Raw genomic sequence first — 12,625 nt, forward strand, 5'->3', positions numbered from 1 at the left:
ATAAAGACATGGAGGAAGAATAAATGGATTTCGGATTAGATAAGAAACACGAAATGGCGAGAACTCTGTTTAAAGAATTCGCAGAAAACGAAGTAAAACCACTTGCACAGGAAGTGGACGAGACAGAAGTTTTCCCAAGAGCAACAGTTGAAAAAATGGCGAAATATGGATTTCTTGGTATTCCGGTACCGAAGGAATACGAGGGACAGGGATGCGATCCACTGACATACGTAATGTGTGTAGAAGAACTTGCAAAGGTTTGTGCCACAACATCTGTAATCGTATCTGCGCATACCTCTCTTTGTATAGACCCGATCCTGACATACGGAACACCGGAGCAGAAAGCAAAATACGTTCCGGATCTTGCATCAGGAAGAAAGCTTGGAGCTTTCGGCCTTACAGAACCTGGGGCAGGTACAGATGCACAGGGACAGCAGACTAAGGCTGTTCTTGACGGAGATGAATGGGTATTAAACGGATCAAAATGCTTTATCACAAACGGTAAAGAAGCAGATGTTTACATCATTATCGCCGTAACAGGTATTGTTGAAAAACGTGGCAGAAAGATGAAAGAGATTTCTGCATTCATCGTAGAGAAAGACACTCCGGGATTCACATTCGGAACCAAAGAGAAGAAGATGGGTATCCGTGGATCTTCAACATACGAGCTTATTTTTGAAGACTGCCGTATTCCAAAAGAAAATCTCCTTGGAGCACAGGGCAAGGGCTTCGGCATCGCCATGCATACTCTGGATGGCGGACGTATCGGTATTGCCGCTCAGGCACTTGGAATCGCTGAAGGTGCACTTGACAGAACAATCGCATATGTAAAAGAAAGAAAACAGTTCGGACGCACGATTGGCCAGTTCCAGAATACACAGTTCCAGCTTGCAGATATGGCTACAAAGGTAGAAGCTGCAAAGATGATGGTATACAAAGCTGCCATGGCAAAAGCTACACAGAAAGTTTACTCTGTCGAAGCTGCACAGGCTAAGCTTTATGCAGCAGAAGTAGCGATGGAAGTTACCACAAAGGCTGTTCAGTTACATGGTGGATACGGATACATCAGAGAATATGATGTAGAACGTATGATGCGTGACGCAAAGATTACAGAAATCTACGAAGGAACTTCAGAAGTTCAGCGTATGGTTATTTCTGGAAACTTATTGAAATAGGAGGTACGAATCGTGAAGATAGTTGTTTGTATAAAACAGGTACCGGATACAAAAGGCGGAGTTCAGTTTAATCCGGACGGTACACTTAACAGAGCTGCAATGCTTGCAATTATGAACCCGGATGACAAAGCAGGTCTTGAGGCCGCACTTAGATTAAAAGACCAGTATGGAGCAGAAGTAACTGTACTTACAATGGGACTTCCAAAAGCAGCCGATGTGCTTCGTGAAGCACTTGCAATGGGAGCTGATAAGGCAATTCTTGTAACAGACAGAGTACTTGGAGGAGCTGATACATGGGCTACATCAAGCACCATCGCAGCAGCACTCCGTAAACTCGATTATGACCTGATCATCACAGGACGTCAGGCAATCGATGGTGATACAGCACAGGTTGGACCGCAGATTTCCGAACATCTGGACATCCCGGTAATCTCTTATGCACAGGATATCAAAGTAGAAGGCGACAGCGTGATCGTACAGCGTCAGTTCGAAGACAGATATCATGTACTGAAAGCAAAAATGCCTTGCCTTATCACTGCACTTTCAGAATTAAATGAACCACGTTATATGACACCAGGCGGAATCTTTGATGCTTGTGATGCTGAGATCACAACATGGGGAAGAGCAGATCTTACTACCCTGGATGATGCAAATATCGGTCTTGCAGGATCACCTACAAAGATTGCGAAAGCATCTGACAAAGTAAGAAAAGGGGCAGGAGAAAAAGTTACTCTTGATCCGGAAGAAGCAGTATCTTACCTGATGGGAAAATTAACAGAGAAACATATCATTTAATAAGAAGGAAAAGTGGTGAATATCATGAACTTAGAAGAATATAAGGGAGTATATGTCTTTGCTGAACAGGTAGACAACAAACTGAGCGGAATCGCATTTGAACTTCTTGGAAAAGCAAAAGACCTTGCAGCAGACTTAAATGCAGAAGTAGCAGCCGTTCTGATCGGTTCTGACGTAAAAGGACTTGCAGATGAGCTTGCAGCATACGGAGCAGATAAAGTAATCGTAGTAGATGATCCGGAACTGAAAGAATATAGAACAGAGCCATACGCACATGCACTGGCATCTGTTATCGAAAAATATAAACCGGAGATCATGTTAGTCGGCGCAACTGCAATCGGACGTGATCTTGGTCCTAGAGTATCCGCAAGAGTACAGACAGGTCTTACAGCAGACTGTACACAGCTTGAGATCGGTGATTTCCCGATCAACCCGGTAGCAGGAAAAGAGCAGAAGCACAATCAGCTTCTTATGACTCGTCCGGCATTTGGTGGAAACACGATCGCTACCATCGCCTGCCCGGATAATCGTCCGCAGATGGCAACCGTTCGTCCTGGTGTTATGCAGAAGATCGCTAAGATCGAAGGTGCAAAGGCAAATGTAGAAGAGTTTAATCCTGGATTTACACCGGATAATAAATACGTTGAGATCATGGAAGTTGTCAAATCTGTATCTGAGACGGTTGATATCATGGATGCCAAGATTCTTGTATCCGGTGGACGTGGAGTCGGAAGTGCAGAAAACTTCAAGATCCTGGAAGATCTTGCAGAAGCACTCGGCGGAGAAGTAAGCTGCTCACGTGCAGTTGTAGATAATGGCTGGAAACCAAAAGATCTTCAGGTAGGACAGACAGGAAAGACAGTTCGTCCTCAGGTATATTTTGCAATCGGTATTTCCGGAGCGATCCAGCATGTAGCAGGGATGGAAGAATCTGATCTGATCATTGCAATCAACAAAGATGAGACAGCTCCGATCTTTGATGTAGCTGACTATGGTATCGTTGGAGATCTGAATAAGATTGTACCAGAACTTACCAAACAGATCAAAGAAGCAGTTGCTGCTAAAAAATAAAGAATAGCTGGTAAAACAAAGATGGTGTCGCAAAGAAGCGGCACCATTTTTTTGTATACAAATCGAATAGAAGTTAGCCTGCTCTATTTTCGTGCAGAAAGCTTGTGCGTCTGGGGGATATTATGGTATACTTTATAAGATATAGACTTTGTAGTTATAGCTTAAGTAGGAGTGTGAATAAATGGCACAAAGAATTAAAAGCAGACGAAGGAAGGCTGTAAAAAAGCAGGCGGTTCATTATTTTGATTACAGTCTTCTGGCGATTATTATATTTCTGATGTGTTTTGGACTGGTAATGCTGTACAGTATCAGTTCCTATGAAGCACGAACGGAATACGGAGATGGGATGTACTTCCTGAAAAGACAGGGTCTCATCGGACTTGGAAGTATTGTTGTGATGATGTGGGTTTCTCGCCTGGATTATCATATGTTTTCCAAATATGCAGCAATGAGCTACTGGGGATCCATGCTTCTTCTTGCACTTGTTAAATTTACACCACTTGGTATTGAGGTAAATGGTGCACGAAGATGGTTCCGGCTTCCGGCTAACCAGTCATTCCAGCCGGCAGAGATTATGAAGATCGCTGTGATCGTATTTATCCCATACCTGATCTGCAGAATGGGGAATAAAGTACACACCCTGAAAGGATCGCTGGGAGTTGTGGAGTGGGGAGGTTTGGCAGCACTGGGAGTTTATGTGCTGACTGATAATCTAAGCTCTGCGATCATTGTAATGGGAATTTCCTGCTGTATCCTTTTTGTCGTACATAAGAAGCAGAAGATTTTTCTGTGGATTGCAGGAGGCGGGGTGGCTGTTTTTGTGGCGGGATCATATATCCTCGGAAGACTTCTTGAGAACAGCACCAGCTTCCGACTCAGACGTATCATTGCCTGGCTGAACCCGGAAAAATATGCGTCAACGATTTCTTTCCAGACGGTACAGGGACTATATGCGATCGGATCAGGTGGCTTTTTCGGGAAAGGACTGGGAAATGGTGTGCAAAAGACGGTAATACCGGAAGTGCAGAACGACATGATCCTGTCAGCAATCTGTGAAGAGCTTGGGGTGTTTGGAGCGATCATTATCCTGGTTTTGTTCGGTCTTTTGATCTACAGACTGCTTTTTATTGCACAGAACGCACCTGATCTGTATGGAGCACTGATCATGACAGGGATTATGTCACATATCGCGATCCAGGTAATTCTCAATGTTATGGTAGTTACGAACATGATGCCGAATACCGGAATTACATTGCCTTTTATCAGTTATGGTGGTACATCCATCCTGTTCCTGATGATAGAGATGGGAATGGCACTTGGAATTTCCAGAAGAATTAAACTGGAAGGGTAAAAAAAGCTTTTTTTTCAAAGAAAAGTGTGATATGATGTTATAAGTGGTAATGAAAACCACGTATAATGGATGCAAATGACACGTTTCGGAGGTTTGGATTATGAGTTATAAAGTGATTGTGGACAGCTGTGGAGAATTGACAGCAGAGATGAAAGCTTCAGGTCGGTTTGAGACAGCATCACTGGGACTGGAGGTTGGAGATTGTCATATAATTGATGATGAATCTTTCAATCAGGCTGAATTTTTGAAGAACGTAGCTGAATGCCCGACATGTCCAAAGTCAAGTTGTCCGTCTCCGGAGACGTTTATGGAAGGATATCACTGTGATGCGGAGCATGTATATGCTGTTACGTTGTCTTCTGAACTGAGCGGTTCTTATAACAGTGCCGTACTGGGCAAGAATTTATATGAAGAAGAATATGGTGAGAAAGATATTTATGTGTTCAACTCAAAATCTGCATCAGTAGGACAGACGCTCATCGGGATGAAGATTGCGCAGTGTGAAGAGCGGGGCATGACATTTAAGGAAGTGGTAGCTGCTGTAGAAACATATATTGAAGAGCAGCACACATATTTTGTTCTTGAGACGCTTGAGACTCTTCGTAAGAATGGAAGACTTACAGGATTAAAAGCAATTGCGGCAACAGTACTGAATATTAAGCCGGTGATGGGGGCTACTCCGAAGGGAGAGATTTGTCAGTTGGGTCAGGCGCGCGGAATTAAAAAAGCACTTAAGAATATGGTGGATTGTGTGATCGCAGATCTGAAAGATCCGGAGAGCAAGGTACTTGCAATTTCGCATTGTAACTGCCCGCAGAGAGCACAGGATGTGAAGAAGATGCTGGAAGAACGTGTGAAATTAAAAGATATTATTATTCTGGATACCAGAGGTGTCAGCAGCATGTATGCGAATGATGGCGGAGTAATTATTGCAGTATAGCTTGTATCAATCGTAAAAGTGTGATAAAATATACTGGTTAGATGATTGCAAAGGAGACTTGCAGATATGAGTCAGAAAAAAGTAGATTATTATAAACAGGCAAAAGCGAATAGAAAGCGTGAAGAAAAAAAGAAAAACTTGCGAAAAGCTTTTGATTATACGATCCTTGGGCTGATTGCACTTGCAATCGTTGTCTGGATTGGATGGTCCGCTTATGATATGTATGAATCAAAGCAGCCAAGAGCAGTAGCAGAAGTTGATTATTCTGCTGTAAGTGATTATGTCCAGTCACTTAACACTGCTGAGTAGATGAAAAGAAGAAAGTGGAGAGATGGTTCCATTGTGGAACGGTTTCTCCACTTTTTTTATGCACTGTGTGGGGAATGGAGTATAAAACGCTCCACTTTTCACCACAAAATGAATGAAAAATGGGAAAAAATATGATTTATCGGACTTTTTTCAGAATGGATAAATTCGAAAAAGTGCTTGAAAAGGGCGGAAAAGTGGGGTACAATGGATACAAGTGGTAGAAAGTGGAGCGAAGTGGAGCAAAGTGGCATGGAAAGTGGCAGACCACTTTGAAAGAAGGTGATCCTATGTTGACTGGAGAATTTAATCATAGTATTGATTCAAAAGGCAGGCTGATTATTCCTTCCAAATTACGAGAGAGTCTGGGAGAACATTTCGTAATTACGAAAGGGATGGACGGCTGCTTATTTCTGTATCCGGACAACGAATGGAAAGCCTTTGAAGAGAAGCTTAGAACCTTACCGCTTACAAACAAAAAAGCCAGAGACTTTAAGCGTTTCTTTCTTGGAAGTGCTACGGAAGGAGAACTTGACAAACAAGGGAGAGTTTTGATATCTTCTTCTCTTCGCGCTTATGCAGATCTTGAAAAAGAGGTTGTTCTAGCAGGTGTGCTGGACAAGGTCGAGATCTGGAGTAAAGAGGCGTGGGAAGCGCGTACAGCTGATGTTGAGGAAAATATCGAGGACATTGCAAGTGACATGGAAGATTTGGGACTTAGCATCTAAATAGATCTTTTAATTAGGAGGACACCATGGCATTTAAGCATAAATCAGTATTACTGGATGAGACAATCGAAGGACTGAACATCAAGCCGGACGGTATTTATGTTGATGGCACACTTGGAGGAGGCGGACATGCATACGAAGTATGTCGGCGTTTAAACAACAAGGGGAGTTTTATAGGAATAGACCAGGATGCAGCGGCGATTGAAGCGGCAGGCACCCGATTAAGCGACTTCGGGGAGAGAGTTACAATAATCAGGAGCAATTATTGTGATATGAAGTCGAGGCTCCATGAAAAAGGGATTGACAAGGTCGATGGAATCGTACTCGATCTGGGCGTATCATCTTATCAGTTAGATACGGCAGATCGTGGTTTTTCCTATCGTGTAGATGCGCCTTTGGATATGAGGATGGACACACGCCAGACTTTATCTGCAAAGGAGATTGTCAATGGCTACAGTGAGATGGACCTTTTTCGGATTATTCGCGACTATGGTGAGGACAAATTTGCGAAGAATATAGCAAAACATATTGTTATGGCAAGAGAGAAAGGTCCTATTGAAACAACCGGGCAGCTGGCAGAGATTATCAGACAGTCTATACCGATGAAGTTTCAGAAGATGTCGGGGCATCCGGCAAAAAGAACCTTTCAGGCAATCCGGATTGAATGTAACCGGGAACTGGAGGTGCTCAGGGATTCACTTGACGATATGATTGATATTTTAAATCCGGGAGGAAGGATATGCATCATCACGTTCCATTCCCTGGAGGACAGAATTGTCAAAGGAATTTTTAAAAAGAATGAGAATCCATGCACGTGTCCGAGTACTTTTCCGGTATGTGTGTGTGGAAAAGTTTCCAAAGGAAAAGTCATTACGAAAAAACCGATTCTTCCAAGTGAAGAAGAGATGGAAGTGAACAGTCGTTCTAAGAGTGCGAAGCTGCGTATCTTTGAGCGCGTATAGAATTTGAAAGGGTGGTGCTGTATGGCAAAATACAGTCATAGAATACAGGCAGACAGACGTACAGTAACAAGCCGAGGAATGTACATATACGGAAATACAGTTCGCCAGGCAGAAGTCATGCCACAGCGACAAGAGGAACCAAGAAAAGAACATAAAAAGAAAAAACTGGACAGACAGATTTTGAAAAATCGAAGAAAAGCAATGCGGATGAATCCTGCATATGTGATGTTTCTTTCAATTGCGGCAGTGGCAGCACTTGTAGTCTGTGTATGGTATCTGCAGGTACGTGCAGAGCTTACAAGCCGGACAGAGCATATTACCGAGCTGCAGCAGGAACTGGCAGATGCAAAAGAAGAGAATACAACTAGATATAACGTAGTAATGGATTCTGTGAATCTGGAAGAAGTAAGAGACCGTGCAATTAATGATCTGGGTATGGGATATGCGACTTCGGATCAGATTATTGAATATCAGAACCCGGTTAATGATTATGTAAAACAGTACGAAAGTATTCCGAAAAGCGGAGTGCTTGGACAGACAACAGATAAATAGGTTTATGAACAAAGGTGAATAACATGTCAAAAAGAAGAAAAAGAAAGCCTTCCGTTCTGAGGCATAAATTCACGATTGGAATGCAGAAAAAGCTGGTAATGCTCTTTATAGCGATATTACTGGCTTTTGTTATTCTTGTCGGAAGAATTACCTATATCAATGCCTCGTCAGGAGAAGATTATACCAAGACAGTACTGGATCAGCAGCAGTATATGAGTCGGTCGATTCCGTTCAAGCGTGGAGATATTGTAGACACAAACGGCACAAAGCTTGCGACAAGTGAGCGTGTATACAATGTGATTCTGGATGCAAAGGTCTTACTTTCAGACGAGACAAAAAAAGCTGAAAACATAGCAGCTACGAAAAAAGCGCTGAAAAGTTATTTTCAGATCAAGGCATCGGCAGTGGATGCAATTATCGCGGACAGTCCGGACAGTCGGTACAATATTCTGAAAAAAGGAATTTCCTACGATGATGCGAAGGCATTTGAAGCGGCAGAGAAGAAAAATTCCAAGATCAAAGGAGTCTGGCTGGAAGAGGATTATGTCAGAAAATATCCATATAATACACTTGCCTGCGATGTCCTGGGATTCAGCGTATCAGGGAATGTGGGAGCAAGCGGACTGGAAGCATCCTATAATTCAACGTTGAATGGAACAGATGGACGCAGATATGGTTATCAGAATGAAGACTCGGCAATTGAAAACACGGTGAAAGAGCCGATAAATGGAAATACGATCGTAACAACGATTGATGCGAACCTGCAGTCTATCGTGGAAAAGCATCTGGAAGAGTTTAACCAGGCGCACACAGATGAAGCGCAGGAGGGGATGGGATTTAAAAACGGAGCTGTGATCATGATGAACCCGAATACCGGAGAAGTTCTGGCAATGGCTTCCTCACCTACCTATGATCTGAATAATCCGAGAGATCTATCCAAGTATTATACAGAGGAAGAAATAACCGGAATGAGCAGTGACGATAAGATCGATGCTCTGAATGAACTCTGGAGAAACTTCTGCGTGAGCGATACTTTTGAGCCGGGATCTACGATCAAACCATTTACGGTTGCAACAGGTCTGGAGATTGGTGCACTGAAAGGCGATGAGACCTATTACTGCGGTGGTTCCCTTCAGATCGATGAATGGGAGATTAAATGTATCTCTTATGATAATGGTGGACACGGGCAGCAGAATCTGACACAGGTTATGGAAAATTCATGTAACGTTGCCCTGATGCAGATTGGTCTGGCAATCGGACCGGAAGAATTCTGTAAGTACCAGAGTATTTTTGGATTCGGTCAGTATACGGGAATTGATCTTCCGGGTGAGGCGGTTGGTATTTTGCAGTCACCGGATGGAATGATCAAAACGGATCTTGCAACCAACTCTTTCGGACAGAATTTTAACGTAACTATGCTTCAACTTGCGACAGGATTTTGTTCTCTGATCAATGGTGGCGATTATTATGAACCGCATCTTGTAAAAGCCATTCAGGATGAGAACGGAAATGTGATCCAGACTATTGATCCGGTGTTGGAGAAGAAGACAATTTCTAAAGAAACTTCTGATAAACTGAAAAGTTATATGTACAGTGTTGTTCAGAACGGTAGTGGTAGATATGCACAGGTAGAAGGTTATGATATCGGTGGTAAGACCGGTACAGCGGAAAAATTGCCCCGTGGAGAGAATAAGAACGTGGTATCCTTTATCGGATATGCACCGCAGGAGAATCCGGAAATTATGATTTATGTAGTCATCGATGAACCGAATGCTCCAGATCAGTCAGCGACCAGCAACCTGATTTCACAGCTCGCTTCTGATATTATGGCAGAAGCATTTCCATATTTGAATATTACAAAGGCTCCGGCTGAGTAATTTGGGTATAACCCCGGAAGACAGATAATACAGTAATAGTAAGAATCTGTTTTTCGGGGTTTTTATGCGGAATAAGACTTATAATAAAAAGAAAATGCTGGTAGTATTTTTAAGCGCGCTTCTGATGATTTTTTTTCTGATCGCAAGACTGGTGTATCTGATGATATTTGATGCTGCGTATTATCAGCAGAAAGCAAAAACGTTGCACGAAAGGGAGAGGGAGATCAAGGCGGCAAGGGGAGAGATCATTGACAGAAATGGCAAAGTCCTTGCGACCAATAAAGCGGTGTGTACCATATCTGTTATCCATAGTCAGATAACAGATCCGGAGAGAGTGATCCAGGTTCTTGCCGATGAGCTGGGAATAGAGAAAGAAATGATTCGGAAAAGAGTCGAAAAAGTTTCTTCTAGAGAAAAAATAAAGACAAATGTGGAGAAAGAGACCGGGGACCGGATTCGTGCATATGAACTGGACGGTGTGAAGGTAGATGAGGATTTTAAACGGTACTATCCGTATGGCAATCTGGCTTCAAAGGTTCTTGGATTTACCGGTGGAGACAATCAGGGAATCATTGGACTGGAAGTAAAGTATGAAAATTATCTGAAAGGTGTGAACGGAATGATTCTGACAACAACTGATGCCAGAGGAATTGAGCTTGCGGATACGCTGGAAGACAGAGTAGAACCGGTTTCCGGAGACACTCTGCAGGTAAGCCTGGACTATAATATCCAGGAATATGCACAGCAGGCTGCGGAAAAAGTAATGGAAGAAAAACAGGCAGATGCAGTTGTGATTTTGATCCTGAATCCAAAAACAGGGGAAATCTATGCCTGCGTCAATGCTCCAGAGTTTGATCTGAATGCCCCGTTTACATTACCGGAGGGAACAGATGCCGCTTTGAATGATGAAGAAAAACAGGCAATGCTGAATCAGATGTGGCGGAACAGGAGTATCAATGATACTTATGAACCAGGATCGATCTTTAAGGTATTTACTGCTTCGGCGGCGTTGGAAGAGGGAGTGGTCAAAGAAGAAGATACTTTTTACTGTCCTGGATACAAGCTTGTGGAAGACCGCCGGATCCGGTGTGCGAGGACGACTGGACATGGATCCGAGACGTTTGTACAGGGGGTGCAGAATTCCTGTAATCCGGTTTTTATTGAAGTAGGGATGCGGCTTGGAACAGAGAATTTTTATAAATATTTTGAAAAATTCGGATTGATGGGGAAGACAGGTGTAGATCTTCCGGGAGAGGCTGCAACGATCATGCACAAGAAGGAAAATGTAGGGCAGGTAGAGCTGGCAACGATGTCGTTTGGACAGTCTTTTCAGGTGACACCGATGCAGATGGCAACAACAGTATGTTCTCTGGTGAATGAGGGAAAAAGGATCACTCCTCATTTTGGCATCGCCGTTTATGATGCGGAAAGTGGAGAGAAAGAAGAAACGATTTCTTATGGAAAAAGAAAACGGATTCTTTCTAAAGAAACGTCAGAAAAGATGAGAAAGATACTGGAAACGGTTGTGTCCGAGGGAGGAGGAAAAAAAGCACAGATCGAAGGATACCGGATCGGAGGAAAGACAGCGACCAGCCAGACGCTGCCAAGAAGTGCGAACCGTTATATAGGATCTTTTATCGGATTTGCACCTGCAGATGATCCGCAGGTAGCAGCAATGGCAATTATTTACAATCCACAGGGTATCTATTATGGCGGGACGATAGCAGCTCCGGTTGTGCGCGATATTTTCGACAATATTCTTCCCTATCTTGGAATCGAACGGGAAGAAAACCCGTGAAGCAGTTGAAAAAACAGGGCAGATACATTATACTAAAGCGTAGAATCTGTGCCTTTAAGGTAAGGGTTGATTTTGAAAACAAAAGAAAGACAGAGGTGTATTATGGATTTTACAATGGTCATACCGGTGCTGATCGCGTTTGTTCTCAGTGTGGCAGCAGGACCGGTGGTAATTCCTGTTTTAAGAAGACTCAAGATGGATCAGACAGAGAGAGAAGACGGGGTGAAGTCGCATCTTAAAAAAGCCGGAACGCCGACGATGGGAGGCGTGATGATCTTGTTTGCGATTGCGGTCACTTCGCTGATCTATGTAAGAGAGTATCCGAAGGTGATTCCGGTACTTTTTGTAACGATTGGATTCGGACTGGTCGGGTTTCTGGATGATTATCTGAAAGTTGTTCTTCACAGATCAGATGGACTGATGCCGATGCAGAAGATGGCACTCCAGATCGTGATTACAGCGATTTTTGCATTTTACATCGTGAAAGTGGCAAAGATACCGCTTACCATGCTGATACCGTTTTCAGGTGGGAAATATCTGAACATCGGCTGGTTTGCCATTCCGGTACTTTTTATTGCAGTGATCGGTACCGTCAATGGTGTGAATTTTACAGATGGACTGGACGGGCTTGCATCCAGTGTAACAGTTCTTGTGGCAACCTTCTTTACAGTTGTTGCGATCGGAACAAAGAGTGGGATCGAACCGATTACCTGTGCAGTGGTAGGTGCGCTGCTGGGATTCTTATTATTCAACGTTTATCCGGCAAGCGTATTTATGGGCGACACCGGATCACTGGCTCTTGGGGGATTTGTTGCTTCGACAGCATACATGCTCCAGATGCCATTATTCATTATCATCGTAGGATTGATCTATCTGGTAGAAGTTTTATCAGTTATGATCCAGGTAACATATTTTAAGAAAACAGGCGGAAAGCGTTTCTTTAAAATGGCGCCGATCCACCATCATTTTGAGCTGTGTGGATGGAGCGAGACACGGGTGGTTGCAGTTTTTTCAATTGTAACTGCAATTCTGTGCCTGGTTGCACTGCTGGCATTATAGGAGGCTTACAA

12 protein-coding genes are annotated in these 12,625 nt (G+C 43.3%); all 12 read left to right on the top strand.

The features are described 5' to 3' along the window. Window positions 1-23 precede the first annotated feature (23 nt). The 12 genes from PGZ10_RS02650 to mraY all read left to right on the top strand — a co-directional run bounded on the left by PGZ10_RS02650 (window position 24) and on the right by mraY (window position 12,614). Entirely contained in the window at window positions 24-1,175 is a 1,152-nt protein-coding gene (locus tag PGZ10_RS02650) for an acyl-CoA dehydrogenase (RefSeq protein ID WP_008371917.1), read from the top strand. A gap of 12 nt (window positions 1,176-1,187) precedes the next feature. Continuing rightward, the gene (locus PGZ10_RS02655) at window positions 1,188-1,970 is read left to right on the top strand and encodes an electron transfer flavoprotein subunit beta/FixA family protein (RefSeq protein WP_055246468.1); all 783 of its coding nucleotides are present in this window, start codon (window positions 1,188-1,190) and stop codon (window positions 1,968-1,970) included. A 24-nt stretch (window positions 1,971-1,994) separates the two neighbouring features. Next, on the top strand, window positions 1,995-3,041 hold the full coding sequence (locus PGZ10_RS02660) for an electron transfer flavoprotein subunit alpha/FixB family protein (protein WP_008371912.1): 1,047 nt from the start codon (window positions 1,995-1,997) through the stop codon (window positions 3,039-3,041). A 181-nt stretch (window positions 3,042-3,222) separates the two neighbouring features. Further along, window positions 3,223-4,392, top strand: a complete 1,170-nt coding sequence (locus tag PGZ10_RS02665; protein WP_173825624.1) for an FtsW/RodA/SpoVE family cell cycle protein — start codon at window positions 3,223-3,225, stop codon at window positions 4,390-4,392. 100 nt (window positions 4,393-4,492) lie between these two features. Then, window positions 4,493-5,332, top strand: coding sequence for a DegV family protein (locus PGZ10_RS02670; RefSeq protein ID WP_270205339.1), 840 nt, complete (start codon window positions 4,493-4,495; stop codon window positions 5,330-5,332). Window positions 5,333-5,398: 66 nt separating this feature from the next. Then, entirely contained in the window at window positions 5,399-5,641 is a 243-nt protein-coding gene (locus tag PGZ10_RS02675; protein WP_008371907.1) for a hypothetical protein, read from the top strand. A 287-nt stretch (window positions 5,642-5,928) separates the two neighbouring features. After that, entirely contained in the window at window positions 5,929-6,366 is a 438-nt protein-coding gene (gene mraZ / locus PGZ10_RS02680; protein WP_022220764.1) for a division/cell wall cluster transcriptional repressor MraZ, read from the top strand. Window positions 6,367-6,392: 26 nt separating this feature from the next. Further along, window positions 6,393-7,328, top strand: coding sequence for a 16S rRNA (cytosine(1402)-N(4))-methyltransferase RsmH (gene rsmH, locus PGZ10_RS02685; protein ID WP_008371903.1), 936 nt, complete (start codon window positions 6,393-6,395; stop codon window positions 7,326-7,328). Between the two features lie 21 nt (window positions 7,329-7,349). Continuing rightward, window positions 7,350-7,880, top strand: a complete 531-nt coding sequence (locus PGZ10_RS02690) for a hypothetical protein (protein ID WP_008371901.1) — start codon at window positions 7,350-7,352, stop codon at window positions 7,878-7,880. 23 nt (window positions 7,881-7,903) lie between these two features. After that, window positions 7,904-9,757, top strand: a complete 1,854-nt coding sequence (locus tag PGZ10_RS02695; protein ID WP_270205341.1) for a peptidoglycan D,D-transpeptidase FtsI family protein — start codon at window positions 7,904-7,906, stop codon at window positions 9,755-9,757. 64 nt (window positions 9,758-9,821) lie between these two features. After that, window positions 9,822-11,555, top strand: a complete 1,734-nt coding sequence (locus PGZ10_RS02700; protein ID WP_270205342.1) for a peptidoglycan D,D-transpeptidase FtsI family protein — start codon at window positions 9,822-9,824, stop codon at window positions 11,553-11,555. A gap of 102 nt (window positions 11,556-11,657) precedes the next feature. After that, the gene (gene mraY / locus PGZ10_RS02705) at window positions 11,658-12,614 is read left to right on the top strand and encodes a phospho-N-acetylmuramoyl-pentapeptide-transferase (RefSeq protein WP_055157373.1); all 957 of its coding nucleotides are present in this window, start codon (window positions 11,658-11,660) and stop codon (window positions 12,612-12,614) included. The last annotated feature ends 11 nt before the right edge of the window (window positions 12,615-12,625 follow it).

Source organism: Coprococcus sp. AF102-57 (assembly GCF_027686195.1).
Taxonomy (GTDB): domain Bacteria; phylum Bacillota; class Clostridia; order Lachnospirales; family Lachnospiraceae; genus Allocoprococcus; species Allocoprococcus comes.